Origin of the sequence: Pseudoalteromonas sp. SR43-2 (assembly GCF_014163885.1) — a bacterium.
Lineage (GTDB): Bacteria > Pseudomonadota > Gammaproteobacteria > Enterobacterales > Alteromonadaceae > Pseudoalteromonas > Pseudoalteromonas distincta.
On record NZ_JACJED010000002.1, the window covers coordinates 90,387 to 114,153 of the forward strand.

Genomic DNA, 23,767 nt, shown 5'->3' on the forward strand with positions numbered 1-23,767 from the left:
AAAAGGTGCAAAATGGACTGCTAAATTAGTTTATGGTTTTGTTATCAGCCAGCTGCGTTTGAATGCGCTTTACCTCAGGCTCGGTAAGTTTGTAACGTGTTATAAAAATTAAACATGCCACGGTACAAATTACTGGAATGCCAGCAAAGGCGAGTAAAATGCCTGATAACGTGTGTTCTGATTGTTCTTGATTAGGCACGTATGCATAGCCAGATAATATCCAGCCTGCAATAGCACCGCCAATTGCAAAGCCTAGTTTTATTGCCAATAAATGACCCGAAAACGTAACGGCGGTTAATCTGCGACCAATTTTTAATGCGCCGTAGTCAACCGTATCTGCCACCATTGAAAACATAATTGGGGTAATTATCATGTGGGCAAAGTTAGCAATAAAGTAGACGATAAAAATGGTAACTATGGCGTCGCTCTCAAGTACGTAGAACATGCTATGAGAAACAATTACCACCACTAACGCGGCGATAAAAAGTGTTTTCTTTTCAATAAATTTGGTTAAAAAGTTAGTAGACACAGCGCCTAGTACTGAGCCAATTGCTGAGAGTGTTAAAAAATTAGAAGTAAGTGAGGCTTCTCCTACGTAGTACTTAATATAATGCGGTGCTACAGAGGCTCTAACGCCAATTAAGATTAATGTTGCTAGGCTTATAACGGCTATAACAACCCATTGATCGTTTTTAAATAAGCTTAAAAACTCAAGAAAGGCATTCTTTTTAGTTTGCGCGGGTTTAACTTGTTTGGTTTCTTTAGTCATTTTAAAACATAGTAAAAAACAAGCCGCAGCAAGTCCGCCTAAAAACACCATTGCTAGTGGGTAACCTACTACATCGTCGCCGTCGCCAAAAAAAGCAACCAGCTTTGGCAGTGCCCATACAATTACAAGCAGAGCTGACATTGCCATTGCAAATCGGTATGACTGAAGCGATGCACGCTCTTTAGGGTCGTTTGTCATTACTGCGCCAAGTGCGCCATAAGGTATATTAATAGCGGTATAACACGTCATTAATAGCCCGTAAGTAAAGTAGGCATATATAAGCTTGCCCGTAGAATCAAAATCTGGGGTTATAAATGCTAAGCAAGCAAACACACCGTAAGGCACGGCTAAAAATAATATATATGGGCGGTAAGAGCCCCAACGGCTGCGCGTTCTATCGGCAATGCTGCCCATTATAGGGTCGGTAATACCATCAAATAAACGAACCGCTAATAATAAGGTACCCGCAGCGGCTGCAGATAAACCGTAAACATCGGTATAAAATATCAACATAAAGTTAGCGACCATTTGAAATACAATATTACTGGCTGTATCACCAAGGCCGTACCCTATTTTTTCTTTAATTGTGAGTGTGTGTTTTGTGTTGTTCATGTGTGCTCAATTTTCAATGCAAATCGATATAGTCAAAAATACTATATGCATTTTTAGCGCATGTAAACATTTATGTTACATTTTTAATCAGCCAGTAATTTATTTAATACATGGCGCTAATTAAGCGCTAAATTTACTAACATACAAAGATATTATTCGTTCAATAAAAAACCAATACCAAACCAAAGCCGAATATCGGCGTTAACGCGTAAAAACAGGTACAGTGTATAAAGTGATTAATTAAATAGATGTGATTGTTTTAAATAGGGATTATAAAAGCTTTTTATTTGCGCTTTACCCACCTTTTATATACCCTTAATAGTCTTTATAACAATATCTTCGTATAGCTTTGGCTGAGTAATTTATGCACTATAAAACATCAAACATTTCTAACAACATCGACGAAGAATCGATTCCTGATGACTGCATTAGTAATCTAACCGTAGATAATATTGTATTTGCTATTCATGAAGGTAAGTTAAAGGTGTTGCTGGTTAAATATAATCGAGGCCTTGCAACAAGCCAATGGGGTTTAATTGGTCATTGGGTTCGTAAAGATGAAAACTTAGACCTTGCAGCTTTACGTGTTGTTAAAAGTACGACCGGTGTTGAAAACCTTTATTTAGATCAGTTAGGCGCGTTTGGTAACGTTGACCGCTACCCTGCTAGACGTATTATAACCATTGTTTACTATTCGCTCGTACGCTTTGAAGAGACCAATCTTGTGAGCGGCGACAATGCTTTAGAATGTGAATGGTTTGATGTAAATAACGTTCCCCCTTTAATATTTGACCACGCCGACATTTTAAAAAGTGGCTTAGATTACTTACGCTATAAAGTAAGGCACGAGCCGATTGGTTTTAGCCTGCTCCCTGAAAAGTTTACCCTACTTGAGCTACAAGGAATTTACGAGTCAATTTTAAATAAATCACTCGATAAGCCTAACTTTAGACGTAAGTTCCAAAAAATGAACTTACTAATAAACTGCAAAGAAAAACAAACCAACGTAGCTCACCGAGCTGCTACTTTGTACCGTTTTGATATAAACGTATATGAAAAATTAAGAGAGTTTGGTTTTACATTTGAGTTTTAAATAAGCAAATTCATAATTAAATTATTGTTTGGTCTTTAAGGCCAAATAACATATTGCTAATATATATGTGATGCTTATAATTCGTCCGCATTATTAATATAAACTAATCAAAAGGAGCTTTTTCTTGAAACTTACGCCGCCCTAGGCAACCACCCCCCCTTTTTCATCAGCACGTTACGTGCAACCTTAATCGCCGCCTGCGCGAGAATCACTGTTATTTAAATAAAATACTCCCCTATACTTTGGGAAACTAACTAATTAGGTTTATTACATGTTTGATCACGTAAAAAGAGATTGGCTCTCTAATGTTCGTGGTGATGTGCTTGCTGGTATTGTTGTGGCGCTTGCCCTAATACCTGAAGCTATTGCCTTTTCTATTATTGCCGGTGTTGATCCAAAAGTAGGTTTATACGCCTCATTTTGTATTGCGGTTATTATTGCCTTTGTAGGCGGACGTCCAGGTATGATATCGGCGGCCACCGGTGCAATGGCACTGTTAATGGTAACGCTGGTTAAAGATCATGGTCTGGAGTACTTACTGGTTGCTACCTTACTCACTGGTGTACTACAAATATTTGCAGGCTTTTTAAAGCTCGGTGAATTAATGCGCTTTGTATCGCGCTCTGTTGTAACAGGGTTTGTAAACGCGCTGGCGATTTTAATATTTATGGCGCAGTTACCTGAGCTGACTAATGTTACTTGGCATGTTTATGCGATGACCGCAGCGGGCTTAGGTATTATTTACTTATTCCCATATATTCCAACTATTGGCAAAATACTTCCCTCTCCTTTAGTGTGTATTGTTGTTATTACACTGATTTCAATATTTTTGGGTCTTGATATAAGAACCGTTGGCGACATGGGCGAACTGCCAGACACTCTACCTATATTTTTATGGCCCGATGTACCGCTAACACTCGAAACACTGCAAATTGTATTACCGTATTCAATTGGTCTTGCTGTTGTGGGCTTACTTGAGTCAATGATGACCGCCACTATTGTTGATGACTTAACTGATACAACGAGCGATCGTAATAAAGAATGTAAGGGCCAAGGTATTGCTAATATTGGCGCAGGCTTATTTGGTGGTATGGCGGGTTGCGCTATGATTGGGCAATCAATTATTAATGTTAAATCGGGCGGTCGCGGCAGGCTTTCTACCTTTATTGCAGGTTTATTTTTAATCATCATGGTGGTGTTTTTAGATGAATGGCTGCGTTTAATTCCTATGGCAGCATTAGTTGCGGTAATGATTATGGTATCGATTGGTACGTTTTCGTGGACATCTGTTAAGGATTTAAAAAAGAACCCGCTTTCATCAAATGTTGTGATGATTTCCACCGTTATTGTGGTTGTTGCCACGCATAACCTAGCCATTGGCGTTTTAGTTGGTGTGTTGTTAGCTACGCTGTTTTTTGCTAATAAAATTGGTCGCTTTATGGTGGTTAAAGCTAACCATGATGAAAGCAACGATGAAATAACCTATGAAGTCGTTGGCCAAGTGTTTTTTGCCTCAGCTGAGCAATTTATTTCATCGTTCGATTTTAAAAATGCGGTTTCTAACGTGGTCATTGATTTAACCCATGCACATTTTTGGGATATAACCGGTGTATCGTCACTCGACAAGGTGGTTATTAAATTTAGACGCGAAGGCGCAACAGTTAATATTATTGGTATGAATAGCGCAACCGAAACTGTAATTGATAAATTTGGTGTGCATAACAACCCTGAAGAAGTCGAAAAACTACTTGGCGGACATTAAGGAGAATGCAATGACTAAAATAATTACCTATGTAGATGGCTCAGCCATTACAAAAAATGTAACCGACGCTGCTATTTGGGCTTCAAAAAAGCTAAATAAACCAATTAGCTTTGTGCATACAATTGAAAAAACGCAGCAAACTAATATCGGCGACTACTCTGGTAGTATTGGGCTTGGTGCACAGTCAACACTTCTTGATGAAATGACTAAGCTTGACGAACAACGCTGCAAAGTAAGTTTAAAAATGGCTGACGAATTATTAAATTCAGTAAGTGAGCATGCTAAATCGGCAGGTGTTACTAATTTTGAACTAATTAAGCGCCACGGTGATTTGCTCGATACCGTTATAGACTTAAAAGACGATACACGCCTTATTGTTATTGGCCAAAATGGTGCTGGACATAGTAATAGCTTTGCGGTGCTGGGCTCACATATAGAAACCTTAGTGCGCAATGCAACACAACCTATTTTGCTTATTCCTGAAACATTTAAACAACCTAAATCATTTATGATTGCGTACGACGGCCGCGAAACAGCCGACAAAGCGCTACAACAAGTGATTGATGGCGGCTTATTACATGGTTTGCATTGTCATTTAGTGAGTATTAAAAATAACGAAAAAGACCTTCAAGAAAAATTTGTTAACGCACAGCACAAGCTTATCAGTATGGACTTTGAAGTGTCGGCAAGCTTTTTAGAGGGCAATATTTTTGACTCGTTAATGCAATATAAAGAGCAAAATAATGTAGAACTAATTGTAATGGGTGCATTTGGGCACTCTAAACTAAGGCAGTTTTTTGTGGGCAGTAACACCATTAAAATGCTCGAGAACAGCGATGTGCCTGTGGTTATTTTAAAGTAAGTAGCTATTTTAAATAGGTTTAAACCAGTATCAAAAGCCTAAAATCACTTAACTGATTTTAGGCTTTTTGTTTTTGGCCTAGCTTCAAACTTTTCAAATAAAAACTGAATAAACGACGTAACCTTTTGAGCCACAAACTTTCTATGCTGCTCTGGCATAAATGAGCGCACGCCACGTTTACTAAATGTTGCCATTATTTTTCGTTTACCGAGTTTGTCTTGTATTGCCAACTCGCCTTCGTGAAAAGGGGAATCATCTATTGAATTTGTGTTTATCATTTTGCTCGTAATTCGTGTGCGTATTTTATGGGCTAAATTTAACTCAATACACAATGAATGATAATGGGTGTTTTATTGACTGATAATGCACAAAACAATGACAATACTTGCACCCTCTTAGTGCTAGGCGCGCACCAAAATATAACAAAACGGGTTTTATCTTCACTCTAAAAATACATTAAATACCATTTAAACAATAACTTAAAAAACTGGCTGTATTTTTGCAAACATTCTATTAACAAGCCCGTTTTACTTACGGCAAAAATTTAGGTTGTGAGCACAATAGCTATTAGCAACCATCGGCAAAGAAGCCCGCACACAGTTATGCATAATGCGTATTTGTGGCGGGCTTTTTTGTTAATTGTATTTAAACCGTCACTTTAAGGAATGCCCTATGCAAACCTCGCAAAAAATACTCATTATTGGTAATGGTATGGTCGGACACTACTTTGTTGAGCAAATGCGCCAAAGCGATGCCAACGCAGACATTACTGTACTTTGCGGAGAAGCAAATCTTGCATACGATCGCGTATACTTATCAAGTGTATTTGATGGCAAAACGGCTGCCGATTTAGCTCTTACCACTCACGACAACTACAAACAGCTCAATATTAATGTGCATACCAGCCAGTGGGTTGAAGGCATTGATAGAACAGCAAAAATAGTGACCACATTAACCGGTGAGCAATACCCGTACGACAAGCTTGTACTCGCGACAGGTTCATTTCCGTTTGTGCCGCCTATAAAAGGTAACGACCAACCCCATTGTTTGGTGTATCGCACATTAGAAGATTTAGAACAAATAAAAGCCAGTGCCGCTGTAAGTAAAAGCGGTGTTGTTATTGGCGGTGGTTTGTTAGGGCTTGAAGCCGCAAATGCGATTAAGCAACTAGGACTTGATACCCACGTAGTTGAATTTGCGCCGCAGCTTATGGCTGTTCAACTTGATGGGCAAGGCGGTACGCTTCTAAAAAATAAAATAGAAGAACTTGGCGTAACGGTACACACATCAAAGGCAACCAGTGAAATAGTAAAAGGCGAAACGAGTCGCTTTAGATTGAATTTTTCGGATGAGTCATTTTTAGAAACAGACCTAATTTTGTTCTCTGCCGGTATTCGCCCGTATGATCAGCTAGGTAAAATTGCTGATTTAGAACTCGGTGAGCGCGGCGGTATTATTATTAATAACCAATGCCAAACGTCAGATCCTGATATTTTAGCCATTGGTGAATGTGCCCTGTGGGACAAAAAACTATTTGGTTTAGTAGCACCGGGTTACAACATGGCGCGCGTTGCAGCGAGTCAATTAAGTGGTGGCGAGCTTGAGTTTTTAGGTGCCGATATGAGCACCAAACTTAAGCTATTAGGCGTGGAAGTAGGCTCAATTGGCGACGCTCATGCAAAAACGCCAGACTGTAAAGAGCTTATATATCAAGACGCTATTCGCGGCTGTTATAAAAAAATAATACTAAGTGAAAAAGGCGATAAATTACTGGGCGCTGTACTTGTTGGCGATACCAGCGATTACGATACTTTATTACAGTACATGCTTAACGACATGGACTTACCAGAAAACCCTGAGTGTTTAATTTTACCAGACAGCAGCGGCGCGCCGTCGTTATCTGGCAGTGCCCTACCCGACACCGCCACTATTTGTTCGTGTCACAATGTGAGTAAAGGCGACATTGTAGGCGCGATTGATGGCGGCTCATGCGATTTAGCATCGGTAAAATCATGCACTAAAGCAGCAAGCGGCTGTGGCGGTTGTGCTGCGTTATTAAAATCTGTTGTTGATAACGAATTAGCAAGTCGCGGTGTTGAAGTAAATAACCATGTATGTGAGCACTTTGCGTATTCACGCCAAGAACTACTGCACATGGTGAAAGTAGAAAGCATTAAAAGCTTTGATGACTTACTAACTAAACACGGCAGCGGTCATGGCTGTGAAATATGTAAACCTGCCATTGGCTCTATTTTAGCATCAACATGGAACGACTTTATTTTAGAGCCCGCTCATGTTGGCTTGCAAGACACTAACGATACGTACCTAGCAAATATGCAAAAAGATGGTTCGTACTCTGTGGTACCGCGTATTGCTGGCGGCGAAATAACACCCGACAAACTCATTGTAATTGGACAAGTAGCCAAAGACTTTAACCTGTACTGCAAAGTCACTGGCGGTCAACGTATTGATTTATTTGGTGCGCGCTTAGAAGAGCTTCCTGTTATTTGGGAGCGACTTATCGAAGCTGGATTTGAGACCGGTCATGCCTATGGTAAGTCTCTTAGAACGGTTAAATCGTGTGTGGGTAGTACATGGTGTCGTTATGGTGTGCAAGACAGCGTTGGACACGCAATAGAAATAGAAAACCGCTACAAAGGATTACGTGCGCCGCATAAATTTAAAATGGCAGTATCGGGTTGTACTCGCGAATGCGCCGAAGCACAAAGTAAAGATATTGGCATTATAGCCACTGAAAACGGCTGGAACTTATATGTGTGTGGTAATGGCGGTATGCGCCCTCGACACGCTGATTTATTTGCAACCGATTTAGACACGCCAACACTGATTAAATACATTGACCGCGTGATTATGTTTTACATTAAAACGGCTGACAAATTACAGCGTACGTCGGTATGGATGGAAAATCTTGAAGGCGGTTTAGACTACCTTAAAAGTGTAGTAATTGACGACAGCTTAGGCATTTGCGACGAACTAGAAGCGCAAATGGAGTTAATTACACAAACCTATGCGTGTGAGTGGAAAAAAGCGATTGAAAGCCCAGATGCTGCCAAACGATTCCGCCAGTTTGTTAATAGCCCCGAAACCGATGAGAACATTTTATTTGTGCAAGAGCGTAACCAAATTCGCCCTGCTACAGAAGCCGAAAAACGTGAGCAACGTAATACACAAAACCGTATTCCAGTAATGGAAGTTGAAGAGGAGCAAGCTGATGTCTTGGCATAATATTGGAACAATCGACAACCTAGTGGCTAATAGCGGCGTATGCGCATTAGTTAATAATCAGCAAGTAGCTATTTTTTACATTCCGCAAAACCCAACGGCTGTGTTTGCCATTAGCAACTACGACCCGATTGGCAAAGCCAATGTATTATCGCGTGGCATTATTGGCTCAATCGACAATAAATTAGTTGTCGCATCGCCTTTATATAAGCAACACTTTTGCCTAGAAACAGGCGAATGTTTAGAAGCAGAAGCAATACACTTACCGGTTTTTAATGCAAAAATTGAAGACGGCAGTGTATTTATAAGCTCTGAACCAAAAGTTACAACAGCTGTGGCTTAGGGGAATATTATGAGTGTACTGTCTTATTTTTCGGGTATTGAAAACGTGTGGCTAAATAAGCTTGTTACTAAGCTAACAAGCTCAAATAGTCGCAGCGTCAAAAGCGGCAACGTTTATATAATTGGTGCGGGCCCAGGAGACGCAGAGCTAATTACGGTAAAAGCGCAGCGTTTAATTAATACCGCCGATGTTGTTTTATACGATTGGTTAGTAAGCGATGATTTATTAAAAACGCTTCCTAAAAAAGCACAGCGAGTATTTGTAGGTAAACGTGCGGGTAAGCACTCAATGACCCAAGCTAACATTTGCGAACTACTGGTTAAATACGCGCAACAAGGCTTAAACGTAGTGCGTTTAAAAGGCGGTGATCCGAGTATATTTGCACGTATTAACGAAGAAGCCGATGCGCTTAGTGAGCATAATATTAATTATGCTATTGTTCCGGGTGTGACAACGGCTTGTGCTACGTCCGCTTATACGGGTATTCCCCTCACTGCAAGGGACGTAGCACGCAGTGTTACATTTTTAACGGCGCAGTTTGCCGATCCTAATAAGCAACCTCATTGGCAAAATTACGCGTTTATGCCTGCAAACAACAACCCCACTTTAGTGGTTTATATGGGGCTTTCGCGCTTACAAACGCTAAGCTGCGGTTTGCAATCAGTGGGCTGGCCAAGTAATACACCCATTGCACTAATAGAGAATGCCACTACCACTAAGCAAAAGGTAATTACTAGTACGCTTGAACTGATTGTAAATGAGCATGCTAAACACAACCTTCAAGGCCCTACCCTAATTATGATTGGCGAAGTAATAAATCATAAAATGGCTATTAGTCCTGAGTTACTAAACAGTGTAAATGTTAACGCATGACGTAAAATGAATAATGCACTTTTCGCGCTTACTACCTCCCCAGGAGTAGGCGCTTTTTTTGTTTTTAATTTGGGTTCAAGTTGTGTGCAATAACATACTTAAATGCACCAAATAAGTTAAAAGTAATGGCAAGTTAAATTATAGAAACACAGTGACAAATAAAAATAATACTTTAAGCAATTGTATTAGCTTGATTTTAAATTCAATGATGAAATTTATTAATGATTGGAACAGTGGTTGCACTTTAAAAACAAAAAAGTGTGGAATAATACCAATGGCGACAAGCAATCCTCTCACAAAACAGTTTTTATTAGCGGCTAAGTATCAAGAAATACACGCGCTAAAGCAATTACAAAACAGTTGTGCCTCGCTTACTAAATTAGGCGATTTTGTACATCAGTTACAAAAAGAACGTGCAATGAGTAATATATTTTTGGCCTCAAATCGCGAGCGATTTAAAACCCAATTACAAGAACAAATCCCTTTAAGCAGCAGCGCACAAACTGCATTTTATGATTCTCTTAAACAAACATTTATAAACGACAACGCCGATACTGGTCATACTCGGTTATTTAATTTAATTACCTATAGCCTGCAAACACTTGACGCATTGCCCGAATTACGCAATCAAATAGCACGACAAAACATTAGTGCAGTGCATGCTACGCAGTCGTTCACGCAGTTAATTGCTAGTTTACTCAATATTATTTTAGAGGCAGCAGATGGCGCAAGCGATCCTAAAATAACGCGTTTATTAGTTGCCTTTTTTAACTTTATGCAAGGTAAAGAGTATGCAGGACAAGAGCGCGCCTGTGGTGCACAAGCATTTGCAGCGAGTAAATTTACCACTGAGCAAAAACAACAACTCGCGCATTTTGAACAAGAGCAAAACCACAGTTTTGACTTTTTTAATGAGTACGCCGATGCGCACCTTTTAAAATGCTTTGCCACGTTAACAACACATCAGGTGAATAATCAGGTAGACCAACTTAGAAGTTTACTGCAAAAACTCGATGACGAGAATGCTCAACCGCTCTCGCAACTAAGCGAAGTATGGTACGAAGTAACCACTACGCGCATAGATATAATGCACAAGATTGAGCAAAATATAGCAGATCAATTAATTGATACCGCAGCAATGCAAATAGCCTGTGCTCAACGTAGTTTAAATACAAATAAGCAAGTACTTAACAATATGGCAGAGCAACACATAGCCCCTACTTTTGGCCAATTAGCCATTAAGCAACCAGAGCCAGAAGTAAACCAAAATATAGCGGCCGATAAGCTCAACAGTAATAAAACTATGTATGATTTAATTATCGAGCAAAGCCAGCATATAAAACAAATAAACCAAGCGTTACTTGACGCTAAAAAAGTTATTAGTGAGCAAAAGGTCATTCACCAAGCCAAGTACATACTTATTGAGCAGTTAAAGCTCACCGAAGAGCAAGCCCATAAACAGCTACAAAAACAAGCAATGGATACGCATAAAACCTTATTTAGCGTAGCGCAAACAATTGTACAAATGAGCGATTAAATATGCTGTTTTTACTTGGGCATGTAGATCTTTAGTAATACCACTACCCTAAATAATAGTTATTTATTAAGTTACAAATTTCACACCCAGATTGAGTTTTGCCTTATTTTAAAATTGATTCATAACCTTCTGACTATAATAAGGTAAAACCCTAATTTGAAGTCTATTTATAATGCAAATTATTCAACGCATTCAAAATAATCAACTACAATAAGTTAATCATTTGTTGCATCTCATTTTAATGAGGCATATTTAATACTGTTGTAGGAGTTTGAATGCCCAATGTAGAGAGTTATATAGAAGGTGTATCATTTATAGATGAGCAGCAATTAACAACTTCTCTTGATAATGACATTCAAACAAACATAGAAAACATTGCTGAGCTAATTTTAAACATTTTTGATACGAGCTCATTTTCTATTGTTGCTAATCTGCCTCAACGTGCTGTCGAGCTATATAAATCAGGTTCAGAAATAGCAGTAGCTAAAGAGCAACTATCTGATGATATTTTTAATGAATCGATTATTGAGCATGATCCTAAAATATTTAGAGTTATATCGCTTATTATTTTGCCCTCAGGTCTTAAGTTTGGATGGTTGATATTCGAGCGAGCAAGTGATTCACTACTTACAGAAAAAGAAAAATCAATTTTAAATAGTTTACAAAAAAACTTTGTAAATCAGTTAGTCCAACGTAAAAATTCATTTTCTATATCTTTTTCACAAATTGTTAAAGTTTTCTCTGTGTTAATAAATTTCATAACAGCATAATTTAATGGATTTATTTCTTCAATACAGTCAATTGGTTGCTGCCTAATTAACAATATATCTGACTCAATGGTATTTATATCTATGGGGAGATCATTTTCTATTTTTTTAACTGACTTAGTAAGTTGATGAGTATATTTTAAGTGAAGAAAATTAAGTTGGTGAAACTTGGCCCCTTTAGCTATTTCAAAAGCTGAGTAAACAGTAATACTTACCTCTGCAACTGTTAAAATCACAATAAGCATCAGTTTTCTGGAGATATTCATATACGACACCTATTTTAGCTACTAACCCAACAGTTTTTTAATAACACTATAATAATTATAGTATTTATCACATTAGGTATAGCAGGTTTTATCTTTTTTACTAGCTCCTCTATAAATAACAATTTACGCTTAACTTAGTTCATTTTTAATACAAAGCTTCTTTTTAATTTTAGTTTGCCACTCAAGAGCAAGCTCCGGCAATTCGAGTGCTGCTAATAATACACTTTCATAATCTGGATATTTTTTATCAAAAAAAGCCTGGAACAGTTTTTTTACTGATATGTCGTGCGAGGCTTTCTTCTCGATAACAACACTATCACCCGTTTTTGCAACGCCCTGCTCTAGTACCCTAAAATACACGCCAGTGCAGTAATGCTGCGTAAACAGTTTAAGGCTGTTTTTATTATTAAGGGCGATAGCTAATTTAAAACAAGGCACACGAGGCTGGCTTACTTCAAGTAATGCAGTACCAATTCGAATATGGTCACCTATGTGTATATTCGCTTCATCAAGGTCAGAAATCGTGAAGTTTTCGCCAAAGGCACCTACTGCCAAATCATCATTCTCGAGGGTTTGTTTCCAATAATCATAATGATTGTGCGAAAACGCGTAAACCGCTTTATCAACCCCGCCGTGATTAACTAAATCAGCTTGCTCATCCCCTATAATATTTAGCTTTTCAATAACAACAGGTTCGTTAGTTGCCGTTTTAAAAATACCGGTTTTAACCTCTTTGCCGTTATACACTACCGTTTTTATTTTAGAGATATTAGTAGAGATTATTTTCATTAAGACTCCCACCTACCCATCGCTTGTTTGTCACTTTGTTTAAACTCAACCCAGTTTGATGAGTCTTTAAAGTGCTCTTTTTTCCAAAACGTGGCGTGGTTTTTTAAATAATCCATTATAAATTGTGCGCCTTCAAAGGCGGCTTTGCGGTGTCGGGAAGTTACGCCAACAAACACAATTTGCTCACCAAGTGCTAAATAACCAACGCGGTGAATAATACATATTCGCGCCAGTTGCCAGCGCGTTTGTGCTTGCTCTGCTATAGATTGAAGCAGTTGCTCGGTCATACCAGGATAGTGCTCAAGCTCAAGTGCAATAACGTTATCGCCACTGCTGAACTCTCTTACCAAACCTGTAAAGGTGACAACAGCGCCATCGCTTTTGTTATTACTACAAAGCGTATTGTGCTCGTCACCTACATTAAAATCATCGGTTTGTACTTGAATATGTATGCTCATTAACCACCTGTAACCGGCGGAAAAAAGGCAAGCTCATCCCCTGCTTTCACTATTTCGTCGCTTGATGACATAGTTTGGTTAAGCGCTGCAAGTAGCTCACGCTCTTCCAGCCACGGTTTCCAGTGCGGGTATTGGCTTACTAATCTTAATTTAAGCTCTGAAATAGTAAGCGGCTGCGTAATTTCAAGACTTAATTTACTGCACTTTAACCGCTCTTTTAGTTGCCCAAAAAACAATAACTCTACATTTTGGACGCTAGGTATAGCATCGTTTGGATTAATCGCGTTGCCAACTGCCATTTTTGCCCCCAGCTTTTTGAGTAACGCGCATGCCACTAATTTCCATAAGTGGGTCGGCTGCTTTACACATATCAAACAAAGTAAGCGCAGCAATAGATACCGCCGTTAGCGCTTCCATTTCGACCCCGGTTTTACCGGCAAGTTTGCAGTAGCTGGTTACTTTAATTTGGCTGTTTGCTTCATCAAGTTCAAAATCAACAGCTACTTTAGTAAGTGCAAGCGGATGACAAAGCGGAATTAAATCAGCGCATTTTTTTGCGCCTTGAATACCTGCAATGCGTGCCACGCCTAACACATCACCCTTTTTGTTTTGATTAAGCATTACTTGTTCAAAGGCAAGCTTGCTCATGCTAATAAATGCTTCAGCTGAGGCATCGCGCAAGGTTACGTCTTTGAGCGATACATCAACCATATTCGCTTGGCCGTTTTCGTCTACGTGGCTTAACATACTATTGCTCACGCGATTCACACTTTTTACCAATGGTAATGTGCGGTACAAAGTTACACGGTTTATGCATTGAGTTAAGTTGATCTTTTATAATGCCTGTCCATGCTGTTTTGCATGCGCCTGTAGAGCCTGGCATACAAAAAATAACGGTGTTGTTAGCAAGTCCTGCCAATGCACGAGACTGAATAGTTGAGTTACCAATTTCACCGTACGATATATGTCTAAATAGCTCACCAAAGCCGTCTACACTTTTATCAAACAGCGGCGCAAATGCCTCAGGTGTTGAATCACGTTCGGTAAATCCTGTACCACCAGTCACTAAAATAGCGTGAATGGTGTCGTCGGCTATCCACTGCGATGCAATAGCGCGCATTTGGTAAACATCATCTTTTACAATTTCTTTATCTGCTAAGTGATGACCCGCCTCAGTTAGCGCTTTAATTAAGTAATGACCAGAAGTATCGGTAATCGCATCGCGCGTATCACTTACTGTAAGTACGGCAATGTTTAAAGGTATTTGTGTATCGCTTGTGTGACTCATAATGTTTTTCTCAATTGGTTAATGCTTTGATCAAAATGCTCATTTACAGCTTTAAATTGCGCCGGCGTATTGGTGTTTATTAATGCATGCGTTTTATTACATAACAGCGTTTGCACACCAATACTTTGGGTAAACTGCTTTATTGACTTATGACTGTTTGCGTTTGTGAGTATGTGTTTTAAATGATTTTTTACACTGCTTGTATTACGAATATACAGCGGTAGTGGTTCATTTTCAAAGTGCCAAGCATGTATTTGTGACTGATTTAATTGATTGCTCACACTTTGTACTTTATTTGACTGAGAAGCCAGCACAATTGTGCTTAACAAACTACTCGTAAGTAGAGGCATATCTACCGCAGTAATAAGTAAGTCGTGCTCGGTGGCTATTAATGTTGAGTAAATACCGCCAAGGGGTCCACTATTTGGGTATATATCTTTAACGTACTTCTCTGAGGGATAATCGCAAGAATATTGGCTCGATGATTTAACTGGATTTGTAACGTTGCGGCTTATTAGTATATTTTTAGCGCCTGCGTCTTTTAATAAATCACACGCATTGTGCAATAGCGTTTTATTTTTTAAAACTAAATCGGCTTTGTCTGAGCCCATTCTTGATGACTTACCACCAGCAAGTACAACGCCTGTAAAATCTCGCTTAACTTTCATATTAGATTTTATATTAGCTTTCATATTAGCCGCCTAACATGGCTAGGTGAGTTGTAGCACCTGTTAAGCGTTTATCCAGCTCATGGCTTATTTCTTTATTGCCCATAGCAGCTTGAATTGCCTTTACAGTCGCTGCAGTATCATCCTCGTTGAGTAGTTCGCGTAAATCTATACCTTGTTCGGCAAACAAGCATAAGTGTAATTTACCCAGCGCCGACACCCTTAAGCGATTACAGCTTTTACAAAAGTCTTTACTGTACGGCATTATTAAACCAATACGACCATCGTAATCAGGATGACAAAATTCCTCAGCGGGTCCGTTTAATTTCCCCCTAACTACTTGTAACCAACCTTGGTCGAGTAATTGGGCTTTGACCGTTTGCCCACTTAAGTGGTTTTCTTCAAAAAAGGTGGCGCCGTCACCGGTTTCCATTAATTCTATAAAGCGTACCGTAACTTTGTGGTGCTTTACCCACGCTAAAAAATCCTTCAATTGGTTTTTATTAAACTGCTTGGCAAGTACCGCATTTATTTTTATATCTTTTATGCCCAGCTCTACCGCGCGCTCAATCCCTTTTAAAATAAGGTTAAGTTTGTCGTGCCCTGTTATGAGTTTAAACATACTCGGATTTAAACTATCAATACTGACATTAAGCGCATCAAGCCCGGCTTCTGCAAATTCATCAATTTTCTTTAATAAATTAAATCCGTTGGTAGTAATGGCTACTTTTTCTATGCCGCGCGTGTTTTTACAGAGTTTTATAATATCGGTGACGTCGTTTCGCAAGCACGGTTCGCCACCTGTAATACGCACTTTTTTAGTACCTAGTTCTGCAAACGCATTTACAAGCGTGCTAATTTCATTTTTATTTAAAAAATTACGCGGCGTATCGCACTGATATCCGTTTGGTAAACAATAACTACAACTAAAATTACATACATCAGTTATTGAGAGGCGCAAATAGTTAAACTGCCGACCAAATTGATCATTAAGCATATGCTTCCTTGTTTGTTTACATTTCAACCGCAACATTAATACTGTTCGCTTTTTGCGTAGCATGTTGCTTAATTAATTGACTTAATTGCGTTTTACACGAACCGCAGTTCGTCCCACATTTAAGTTCAGACCCCAATTGCTCGACGGTGTTTGCACCGTTTTTAATGGCGTTTATAATTGGCTGCTCTCTTACTTTAAAGCAGCTACACACTTGCACGCCTTGGGTAAATTCTTCATCGGGGGTTGCATAAAGCAAAGACTGTAACTGTGTAAAAGTCAGTAATGGCTCTGCAAACAAATGGTTTATCCACTCAAGTGATATTTCTTTTTGCTCATTAGAAATAACACCAACAAACGCTAATTGATCGTTTTGAATACACTGCACATGCATGGCTTTTGCCGTATTCATAGCCGACCACTGCCCTTGTAAACCGGTTAAGGTTTGGCAGAAATACAGTAAATCACTTTGTGGTTCATTAAGCGCTAATTGGTAATTAAAGCAATTACTTGCATTAACTTTAAGCCAAAAATCACTGTTTATAACAAGTTCGTTTCTAGCAAACAGCTGCATATATTGCACAAAGGGTGCTTTAACTATATTAACAGCGCCGTGTTTGCACTCAGCCTGACCAGATAGAGGGTCAACTACCGATTGATACAACCCACTTACTGTTGCTGATGACGCAAATTGCTTATTCCAATGAATAGGCATAAAACATTCACCTTTTCGCACCGAATCGGTTACTTTGGCATGCGCGGTAACGTTCCCTGTTTGGGCAATCGCACTTATTAAATCGTTTTGCTTAATTGCTAATTCACTGGCATCAAGCGGATTAATTTCAATATACGGGCGTGTAATATGCGATGAAAGCGCAGTGCTTTTACCCGTGCGGCTCATGGTATGCCATTGGTCGCGTATACGCCCTGAGTTCATTACAAACGGATAATCACTTGATGTTTGTTGCACAGGTAATTGCGGCGTTATAGGTATAAAACGCGCCTTTTTATCAGCGGTGCTAAATTGGTTATCTGTAAAAACCTGACCGTTTTTATAAGGCTGATTTTTAACAACAGGCCACATAATGGGTTTTAAGTTATCGTACTGGCTTTTTGTGAGCCCAACTAAACCAGAGAGGTTTAATACTCGGCTGCCATTATTTTCAAAGTCGGTTAATTGTGCCCATTCTTCAAAAATGCCACTGGGATCTGTAAAATCAAACCCTTCAAAGCCCATTTTTTTAGCGACTTCGCACATAATTTGCCAATCGTTTTTAGCTCCTGAATAAGGCGCTACTAACGGGCGCTGCCTTGATATTCTTCGCTCTGAGTTAGTTACTGTGCCGTTTTTTTCGCCCCATCCGGTTGATGGAAAAGCAACATCGGCAAACTTTAACGTATCACTTTTTGCAATACAGTCAGATACAACCACCAGCTCGCAGGTCTCTAATGCTTTTTTAATAGCGGCGTTATTGGGCAAACTCACCATTGGGTTTGTTGCCATTATCCACACTGCTTTTATTTTGCCCGCGGCTATGTCATCAAACATATCAATGGCATTGCTGCCTGCTTTGTTAGCCACAGTTGGCGAGAGCCAAAAACGTTGCACAAGTGATTGATGCGCTTCGTTTTCAATATCTAAATGCGCCGCTAACTGATTAGCCAAGCCACCTACTTCGCGCCCGCCCATCGCATTGGGCTGCCCAGTAATTGAAAACGGGCCACTGCCCGGCTTAAGTAATTTACCTGAGGCTAAATGCGCATTAATAATAGCGTTGCATTTATCTACACCCGAACTTGACTGATTTATACCCATTGAGTAAAAGCTAATCGCACTTGGGCTATTAGCAAATAGCGCGTAAAACTCAGTGACTTGCTCAATTGCTATATCGCAAAAATCGCTAACTGCCTCACAGCTCCACTTTTGTGCCTCTTGCAATGCGCTTTCAAAGCCGTTTGTGTGCTGAGCAATAAATTGCGTGTCGAGGTGGTTATGCTCATTTAAATAATTAAGCAAGCCGTTATAAAGCGCGGCGTCACTGCCTGGTTTTATATTTAAAAATGTGTCGGCAAGCTCAGCTGTGTCGGTTTTACGCGGATCAATAACCACCACTTTCATATTTGAGTTAAGCTGCTTTGCACGCTCCATTCGCTGATACAAAACCGGATGCGTCCATGCGGCATTTGAGCCAATTAATATAAGTAACTCAGTTTGCTCTAAATCTTCGTAGGTACACGGCACTACGTCTTCACCAAAAGCGCGTTTATAACCTGCCACAGCAGACGACATACACAGGCGTGAATTAGTATCAATATTGCCTGAGCCTATGTAGCCTTTCATTAATTTATTCGCGATGTAGTAATCTTCAGTAAGTAACTGCCCTGACACATAAAAAGCCACCGCATCAGGCCCGTGCTTTTGTATTATGTCGTTAAATTTATTGGCAACGTGGTCAGTTGCTTCATCCCACGTGGCTGCTTTATTATTAATAAGGGGCGACGTTAAGCGATTATCACTGCCTGTTGTGTCGAGCAAATGGGTGCCTTTTACACATAAACGACCAAAGTTTGCGGGATGCTCTCGCATGCCTTCAAGCTTGGTTGGCACATTATTAAAAAGTGAAATATCAACACCACACCCTACACCACAGTAAGCACATGTTGTTTGTTTTAAACTCGTTTTATTTATAGTTGGTGACGTGTTTGCGGTTGCCATACTGCTCTCTTTTAGTGTGCTTTAATTTATGCAGGCTGTTTAACAGGCTCATTAAGGGTAACTACGTTAATTGTGTTACTTGCTTTAGCGAGTGCGCTGTTTATTACGTTTTGAACGAGTTTTTCACACCCTCCACAGCCTGTACTGGCTTTGGTGCTTTGCTGCACACTTGCCAAATCTATGCAGCCTTTAGCGACTGTTTGTTCAATGGTGTGTTTAGTTACTTTATGACAAGCGCAAATAATGGCGTCATCAGGCAAGTCATCGGCGCTTAGCTCTGCTATGTCGCCGGCGAGGGGCATAATGAGCGCTTCGGGAGCGGTGGTAAGTTCAATGTCGTTTAAATGATATTGCAGTAAATTATCGTAATCGCTGGTATCGCCAACAAGCACGGCGCCAATCAGCTTATTACTTTGTGAATTAGTGACTACTTTTTTATAAATACCATTGGATTGATCCTCAAAATAATAGCTTATTGCGCCTTCGCTGCGTGCATGTGCATCGCCAATAGAGCCTACTTCAACACCCATTAATTTAAGCTTAGTGCTCATATCGGCACCGCTAAATTCATCGGCTTTATTGTCTAAGCCAGTACTTTGTAAAGTACCTTGCTGCGTATCTTGTAAAATATGACCAACTGCTATTTTAGCCATAGCGTAACCGGGTGCCACTAAGCCAAAAATAAAATTATTCCACAGTGCACATTCACCAATTGCGTATATGTTTTTGTCGCTCGTTTGGCAGTGGTTATTAATTACAATACCGCCGCGCTCACCTAACTCTAAATTAAACTCGCGGGCTAAATTATCATAAGGGCGAATACCCGCCGAAAATACAATCATGTCGGTTTCAAGGGTTTTGCCGCCTTTAAAACACATTTTGTAACGGCAGCTTTCACCTTCTACTATTTCCTCAGTCGCTACCGATGTATGTACAGTAACGCCCAAATCTGTAATTTTGTTTTTTAGTAGCCGACCGCCACCCGCATCAACTTGTACGCCCATAAGTTGCGGTGCAAATTCTATTACGTGAGTATGTAAACCCAGTTGCTTTAATGCGTTTGCAGCCTCAAGACCCAGTAAACCGCCACCAATTACCACGCCTACTTTGCTGCCGTGGGCTGAGTTTTTTATTTCGTGTAAATCGTTAATGGTGCGATAAACAAGGCAATGCTCACGATCTTTACCCGGTATAGGAGGGACAAATGGAAATGAACCTGTAGCAAGCACAAGCTTGTCGTATTCAAACGACTCCCCTTTAGCGGTCGTTACAGTGTGCGCATCACGATTTATGTCAACCACTTTAGAATGAGTATGAAAGCGTACTTGCCAATCGTCATATGTTTTATTGCATGTAAGTGCGAGGTCGTCTGCGGTTTTGCCTTTAAAAAAAGAGGATAGTTGCACGCGGTCATACGCTAAACGGTCTTCACCGCTCAGTACGGTAATTTCAAATTGCTCATCAACCTGATTTTGAGAAACTAGCTGCTGCACAAAATGATGCCCCACCATTCCGTTTCCTACCACTACAACACGCTGCTTGCTTAGCATTTACTCACCTTAAAATGATATCTACTTTAGTAATTGACTAAAATTGAAATCGAATGATTTGTTATAGGATTGTTATAGCAATATGTAAGCCAAATATATAAGCATTTAAAATCAGCAAGTTGCCTACATTGGTGCAGAGATGAAAAGCGTAAAGCCCCACAAGATGGTGCAACTGCACCATCTTGTGTCGCTATAAATTACAAGAGGATTTTAGAAGATAGTGAGGGTTAAAATTTAGCGCTCATCCATACCCATAATTTTTGAGTATCGACTTTATTAGCAGCGGTATCGCCCGCTGAGTAATCAGCGTATTTAACACCCACTGCGTATTGTTTATTAATAGGTTTAACGTATTGTACGTTTAGTTCAGTACCCAAATCGTCAACCCCATTTGATTGCTCATTAGCATCAAAACTGTGATAAGCCACCAGCCATTTTCCGTCAAACGCTTTACCGTTTAAGCTTATGTAAGTGTCGTCCAAGCCTTGTGCGGGTGTATTTAAAAACGTATCTGTCCAACCATTAAATTTATGTAACGTGGCAAGCGGTGTTGCAAACCCGTAATCGCCATTGTCAGAGCCAAGTGACTCTATGCCGACTTTTAAAGTTACTGTTTTTATGCCCAACCCATTTAAATCCACAGCGCCTTCAAGTGCATAGTAATCAGCATCAAAATCACTCACGCTTGTTGAGGCAGACTGCGTTGCATACTCCGCTTTGTAATAAAATTTTATGTCGTTTAGGGTTTTATTACCGATAAAATAAACGCCATAAGTATCTAAACTGTCGTCTTGTAGTGCATCGTCACTTAATAAGTAACTGTATAAAACCACTTTACCGTAGTCTGTTTTAAAGCTTGCATTAATTAAATGATCGGACGATTTAATGTCTTTATCGTCAGCAAATATGCGGTTACGCTTATTTAAATAACTGTACTGTAAATCTATGTTGTTAAATGCGTAATTAATGGTTGCTGCATCAAAGGTTTGTCTGTCTTGGCGCCAACCTACGTGCCCAACAAAACGCTGCCCATCAAGGGCTATTACTTGGCGTCCTACTTTTAGCGATAGACCATCGCGGGCATATTTAACAAAACCTTGGTCTATTTCAGTGTTTTCTGGGTCTGCAATAACAGAATAATTAGTGTTTTTCCCCAACGTATCGTTGTAATCATCTACGCCCAATAGGCTGCGAGTGTCTTCTACTTCAATCAGCGCTGAAAAACCATTCACCTCGTCTGTTTGGTGCGTTAAGCGGGTTCTAAGTGTTAAGCCGCTTGCATCTTTTAAGGCATTGTTTTGATCAACGCTTTCAAAACGCAGTCTAAAATCAAGATCAGTTTGCGAAGCTTGGCTTATTGAAGGCGCAGTGAAGCAACCCAGTATAAAAATAATAGGTAAGTTGTTCTTATAGTTAAGCATTTTGGTTCTCTAAGTTTTAATTATTAATACACATACCAAAGCAATAAATAAACACAGCGAAATACATTTCCACACCATAACTGGATCGCGTTTCATTATTGAACTTTTATTAGCGGTACTTTCTAAATAAGGATTAGGTTTGTTGATATCGTTTATAAACTCAGAAAAAGCTTGGTATCTGAGCTCTGGTTTAGGGGCAAGCGCTTTCATAAGGGCTTGATCTAACCAAAACGGAATATCGGCTCTGTATTTACGAATACTTGTGTAGTGCCAATGGCTGTAATCTTTTGGCGCTACGTGGTTAAGTGGCAGTGGTTTATAAGGCAATTTTGAGCACAATAACTCATATGCAATCACGCCAAGTGAAAACAAATCACTTTTAAAATCGGCGTGCATAGTAATAAGTGTTTCGGGTGCGGTGTAGTCGGCAGTGCCTTGCGGGCAATCATCCGCAATTTGTTTAACCGACTCGTCCATAGCCGCAACACTTACTGTGCCGTAATCAATGAGCGTTACTTTACCGTGCGCATCTATCATTACATTATCGAGTTTTAAATCGCGATGTACCATATCGAGTCGCTGAAACGCCCTTAGTGCATGTACTATTTGTTCAATAATACTGCGTACTTGGGTTATTTCAGGGTGCGGCACGTCGTGCTTCCAATCACTGAGTGTTTGCCCGTCCATGTACTCACAAATATGATACAAAAAACGACTTTGCGATTGCGTACTCAGTACTTTCATCACGTTTAAATGGTTTATGCGTTGTCCTACCCAACCTTCTCTTATAAAGCCTTGAAGGTAGTGCACATCGTCTTCAAAATTAACCGAAGGTGCTTTTAAAACAACTGGCGGTATATCGGGCGCTTGTTGCACTAAATAAATGTGCGAGCGACTACTGGCATGCAATTTACGAATAACCGTGTAGTCATCAATTTTTTGCCCAACATTAAGCGCAGGTGGAATTTTTCGTCGTGTTAGCGAATGATAAAGCTCATCTAACTTTTGCTCGGCAATATTTTCTACTTTTACAAGCAAACAACTTACGTTGTCGTCACTGCCTCGCGCTAATGCAAGTTCGGTAATTGCTTTAGCTGCATGCTCTAAATTAGTGTGCTCGTTAATTAATTTAGCTATATCACTACTTGGGAGCACATCGTGTATGCCATCGCAGGTTAATATATAAATATCATCTGCTTTTAGGTCAACCTCGTATACATCTATTTCTTGATGAAGTTGTGCGCCAAGTGCACGTGTTAGCGTATCGTTTACTTTGTGATCCCGTGTTATCGCCTCTATTTTATTTCCTCGCAAGCGAGTAATACGCGTATCACCTAAGTGAAATATATAACCCGTTGCCGACTTTAAAATAAGTGCTGTAAAAGTCGTCATCCAATCGGCTTGGCGCTGACCTAAGTGATTGTAATTAACTGATTGCGAATAAAGCCATTGATTTAAACTTGCTAACACCTTCGACACTGACTTTTTAACCGCCCAACTTTCGGGGGTATTTAAATACTCATTTATAAAATGAGTAACCGAAAGTTGAGACGCTTGTTTAGCATTTTTTGCTGATGAACACCCATCGGCTAAGCAGGCAATAACGCCTTTAGACTCTTTTTCTTGTGCTTTAGTATTAAGAGCTGCAAACGCATCTTGGTTTTCTGCTTTTAACCCTTTAGCACTATGCCCGCCAAATGAAACATTGAGCTCATTTTTTAGCGATTTAGCGTGGAGTGTTTCATCAAACATAGTC

Annotated in this window: 21 protein-coding genes and 1 pseudogene; 8 read left to right on the plus strand and 14 right to left on the minus strand. The window is 39.8% G+C overall.

Going from position 1 to position 23,767, the window contains the following annotated elements; translation table 11 throughout:
* Positions 1-25: 25 nt before the first annotated feature.
* Positions 26-1,381, minus strand: a complete 1,356-nt coding sequence (locus H5120_RS02050; protein ID WP_182672191.1) for an MFS transporter — start codon at positions 1,379-1,381, stop codon at positions 26-28.
* Positions 1,382-1,745: 364 nt separating this feature from the next.
* On the opposite strand from H5120_RS02050, the gene H5120_RS02055 reads away from it, so the two are divergent.
* The 3 genes from H5120_RS02055 (at position 1,746) to H5120_RS02065 (ending at position 5,098) form a co-directional block, all read left to right on the plus strand.
* A complete protein-coding gene (locus H5120_RS02055) occupies positions 1,746-2,474 on the plus strand; it encodes an NrtR DNA-binding winged helix domain-containing protein (RefSeq protein WP_182672192.1) in 729 nt (242 codons plus the stop codon).
* A gap of 271 nt (positions 2,475-2,745) precedes the next feature.
* A complete protein-coding gene (locus tag H5120_RS02060; RefSeq protein WP_182673431.1) occupies positions 2,746-4,236 on the plus strand; it encodes a SulP family inorganic anion transporter in 1,491 nt (496 codons plus the stop codon).
* A 10-nt stretch (positions 4,237-4,246) separates the two neighbouring features.
* Positions 4,247-5,098, plus strand: a complete 852-nt coding sequence (locus H5120_RS02065) for a universal stress protein (RefSeq protein ID WP_182673432.1) — start codon at positions 4,247-4,249, stop codon at positions 5,096-5,098.
* 44 nt (positions 5,099-5,142) lie between these two features.
* On the opposite strand, the gene H5120_RS02070 is transcribed toward H5120_RS02065, so the two are convergent.
* Entirely contained in the window at positions 5,143-5,376 is a 234-nt protein-coding gene (locus tag H5120_RS02070; RefSeq protein ID WP_182673548.1) for a hypothetical protein, read from the minus strand.
* A gap of 394 nt (positions 5,377-5,770) precedes the next feature.
* On the opposite strand from H5120_RS02070, the gene nirB reads away from it, so the two are divergent.
* From nirB to H5120_RS02095, 5 genes are all read left to right on the plus strand, one after another.
* Positions 5,771-8,344 (plus strand): nitrite reductase large subunit NirB, encoded by a 2,574-nt coding sequence (gene nirB, locus H5120_RS02075; protein ID WP_182673433.1) that lies wholly within the window; start codon positions 5,771-5,773, stop codon positions 8,342-8,344.
* Positions 8,331-8,684 (plus strand): nitrite reductase small subunit NirD, encoded by a 354-nt coding sequence (gene nirD, locus H5120_RS02080; RefSeq protein ID WP_002959861.1) that lies wholly within the window; start codon positions 8,331-8,333, stop codon positions 8,682-8,684. The genes nirB and nirD overlap by 14 nt, the downstream gene beginning before the upstream one ends.
* 9 nt (positions 8,685-8,693) lie before the next feature.
* Positions 8,694-9,557: a uroporphyrinogen-III C-methyltransferase gene (gene cobA / locus H5120_RS02085; protein WP_182673434.1), complete on the plus strand. Its 864-nt coding sequence runs from the start codon at positions 8,694-8,696 to the stop codon at positions 9,555-9,557.
* Positions 9,558-9,831: 274 nt separating this feature from the next.
* On the plus strand, positions 9,832-11,094 hold the full coding sequence (locus H5120_RS02090; RefSeq protein ID WP_182673435.1) for a nitrate- and nitrite sensing domain-containing protein: 1,263 nt from the start codon (positions 9,832-9,834) through the stop codon (positions 11,092-11,094).
* A gap of 275 nt (positions 11,095-11,369) precedes the next feature.
* Positions 11,370-11,864 (plus strand): hypothetical protein, encoded by a 495-nt coding sequence (locus H5120_RS02095; protein WP_259397811.1) that lies wholly within the window; start codon positions 11,370-11,372, stop codon positions 11,862-11,864.
* Here H5120_RS02095 and H5120_RS20300 read toward each other — a convergent pair.
* The 12 genes and pseudogenes from H5120_RS20300 to H5120_RS02150 all read right to left on the minus strand — a co-directional run.
* Positions 11,801-12,127: pseudogene (locus H5120_RS20300) on the minus strand (sensor histidine kinase); the annotation flags it as partial. The gene H5120_RS02095 and the pseudogene H5120_RS20300 overlap by 64 nt on opposite strands.
* Positions 12,128-12,256: 129 nt before the next feature.
* Positions 12,257-12,916, minus strand: coding sequence for an MOSC domain-containing protein (locus tag H5120_RS02100; RefSeq protein ID WP_182672197.1), 660 nt, complete (start codon positions 12,914-12,916; stop codon positions 12,257-12,259).
* The gene (gene moaE, locus H5120_RS02105; protein ID WP_182673436.1) at positions 12,916-13,374 is read right to left on the minus strand and encodes a molybdopterin synthase catalytic subunit MoaE; all 459 of its coding nucleotides are present in this window, start codon (positions 13,372-13,374) and stop codon (positions 12,916-12,918) included. Before moaE ends, H5120_RS02100 begins: the two co-directional genes overlap by 1 nt.
* Positions 13,374-13,673 carry a MoaD/ThiS family protein gene (locus H5120_RS02110; RefSeq protein WP_182673437.1) on the minus strand — a complete coding sequence of 100 codons (300 nt, stop codon included), beginning with the start codon at positions 13,671-13,673 and terminating at the stop codon, positions 13,374-13,376. The genes moaE and H5120_RS02110 overlap by 1 nt, the downstream gene beginning before the upstream one ends.
* A complete protein-coding gene (gene moaC / locus H5120_RS02115) occupies positions 13,651-14,121 on the minus strand; it encodes a cyclic pyranopterin monophosphate synthase MoaC (RefSeq protein ID WP_182673542.1) in 471 nt (156 codons plus the stop codon). The genes H5120_RS02110 and moaC overlap by 23 nt, the downstream gene beginning before the upstream one ends.
* Before the next feature lies 1 nt (position 14,122).
* Positions 14,123-14,662: a molybdenum cofactor biosynthesis protein B gene (moaB, locus tag H5120_RS02120; RefSeq protein WP_007585240.1), complete on the minus strand. Its 540-nt coding sequence runs from the start codon at positions 14,660-14,662 to the stop codon at positions 14,123-14,125.
* On the minus strand, positions 14,659-15,330 hold the full coding sequence (locus H5120_RS02125; protein ID WP_404936366.1) for a molybdenum cofactor guanylyltransferase: 672 nt from the start codon (positions 15,328-15,330) through the stop codon (positions 14,659-14,661). The genes moaB and H5120_RS02125 overlap by 4 nt, the downstream gene beginning before the upstream one ends.
* Before the next feature lie 25 nt (positions 15,331-15,355).
* Positions 15,356-16,327 (minus strand): GTP 3',8-cyclase MoaA, encoded by a 972-nt coding sequence (gene moaA / locus H5120_RS02130; protein ID WP_007585246.1) that lies wholly within the window; start codon positions 16,325-16,327, stop codon positions 15,356-15,358.
* A gap of 16 nt (positions 16,328-16,343) precedes the next feature.
* The gene (locus tag H5120_RS02135; RefSeq protein WP_182673439.1) at positions 16,344-19,040 is read right to left on the minus strand and encodes a nitrate reductase; all 2,697 of its coding nucleotides are present in this window, start codon (positions 19,038-19,040) and stop codon (positions 16,344-16,346) included.
* Positions 19,041-19,066: 26 nt separating this feature from the next.
* Positions 19,067-20,590 (minus strand): FAD-dependent oxidoreductase, encoded by a 1,524-nt coding sequence (locus H5120_RS02140; protein WP_182673440.1) that lies wholly within the window; start codon positions 20,588-20,590, stop codon positions 19,067-19,069.
* A gap of 227 nt (positions 20,591-20,817) precedes the next feature.
* Complete coding sequence (locus H5120_RS02145) at positions 20,818-22,011, minus strand: alginate export family protein (protein WP_182673441.1); 1,194 nt, start codon at positions 22,009-22,011, stop codon at positions 20,818-20,820.
* Between the two features lie 9 nt (positions 22,012-22,020).
* Positions 22,021-23,763, minus strand: coding sequence for a bifunctional protein-serine/threonine kinase/phosphatase (locus H5120_RS02150; protein WP_182673442.1), 1,743 nt, complete (start codon positions 23,761-23,763; stop codon positions 22,021-22,023).
* Positions 23,764-23,767: the final 4 nt, after the last annotated feature.

What these genes read in the sequence shown, in the direction of transcription:
- H5120_RS02135 (WP_182673439.1), bottom strand. Translation starts at nt 19,040, where the DNA reads ATGGCAACCGCAAACACGTCACCAACTATAAATAAAACGAGTTTAAAA.
- H5120_RS02145 (WP_182673441.1), bottom strand. Translation starts at nt 22,011, where the DNA reads ATGCTTAACTATAAGAACAACTTACCTATTATTTTTATACTGGGTTGC.
- moaC (WP_182673542.1), bottom strand. Translation starts at nt 14,121, where the DNA reads ATGTTAAGCCACGTAGACGAAAACGGCCAAGCGAATATGGTTGATGTA.
- nirD (WP_002959861.1), top strand. Translation starts at nt 8,331, where the DNA reads ATGTCTTGGCATAATATTGGAACAATCGACAACCTAGTGGCTAATAGC.
- H5120_RS02095 (WP_259397811.1), top strand. Translation starts at nt 11,370, where the DNA reads ATGCCCAATGTAGAGAGTTATATAGAAGGTGTATCATTTATAGATGAG.
- moaB (WP_007585240.1), bottom strand. Translation starts at nt 14,662, where the DNA reads ATGAGTCACACAAGCGATACACAAATACCTTTAAACATTGCCGTACTT.
- H5120_RS02070 (WP_182673548.1), bottom strand. Translation starts at nt 5,376, where the DNA reads ATGATAAACACAAATTCAATAGATGATTCCCCTTTTCACGAAGGCGAG.
- H5120_RS02100 (WP_182672197.1), bottom strand. Translation starts at nt 12,916, where the DNA reads ATGAAAATAATCTCTACTAATATCTCTAAAATAAAAACGGTAGTGTAT.
- H5120_RS02065 (WP_182673432.1), top strand. Translation starts at nt 4,247, where the DNA reads ATGACTAAAATAATTACCTATGTAGATGGCTCAGCCATTACAAAAAAT.
- nirB (WP_182673433.1), top strand. Translation starts at nt 5,771, where the DNA reads ATGCAAACCTCGCAAAAAATACTCATTATTGGTAATGGTATGGTCGGA.
- H5120_RS02090 (WP_182673435.1), top strand. Translation starts at nt 9,832, where the DNA reads ATGGCGACAAGCAATCCTCTCACAAAACAGTTTTTATTAGCGGCTAAG.
- moaA (WP_007585246.1), bottom strand. Translation starts at nt 16,327, where the DNA reads ATGCTTAATGATCAATTTGGTCGGCAGTTTAACTATTTGCGCCTCTCA.
- H5120_RS02050 (WP_182672191.1), bottom strand. Translation starts at nt 1,381, where the DNA reads ATGAACAACACAAAACACACACTCACAATTAAAGAAAAAATAGGGTAC.
- H5120_RS02140 (WP_182673440.1), bottom strand. Translation starts at nt 20,590, where the DNA reads ATGCTAAGCAAGCAGCGTGTTGTAGTGGTAGGAAACGGAATGGTGGGG.
- H5120_RS02125 (WP_404936366.1), bottom strand. Translation starts at nt 15,330, where the DNA reads ATGAAAGTTAAGCGAGATTTTACAGGCGTTGTACTTGCTGGTGGTAAG.
- cobA (WP_182673434.1), top strand. Translation starts at nt 8,694, where the DNA reads ATGAGTGTACTGTCTTATTTTTCGGGTATTGAAAACGTGTGGCTAAAT.
- H5120_RS02060 (WP_182673431.1), top strand. Translation starts at nt 2,746, where the DNA reads ATGTTTGATCACGTAAAAAGAGATTGGCTCTCTAATGTTCGTGGTGAT.
- H5120_RS02150 (WP_182673442.1), bottom strand. Translation starts at nt 23,763, where the DNA reads ATGTTTGATGAAACACTCCACGCTAAATCGCTAAAAAATGAGCTCAAT.
- H5120_RS02055 (WP_182672192.1), top strand. Translation starts at nt 1,746, where the DNA reads ATGCACTATAAAACATCAAACATTTCTAACAACATCGACGAAGAATCG.
- moaE (WP_182673436.1), bottom strand. Translation starts at nt 13,374, where the DNA reads ATGAGCATACATATTCAAGTACAAACCGATGATTTTAATGTAGGTGAC.
- H5120_RS02110 (WP_182673437.1), bottom strand. Translation starts at nt 13,673, where the DNA reads ATGGCAGTTGGCAACGCGATTAATCCAAACGATGCTATACCTAGCGTC.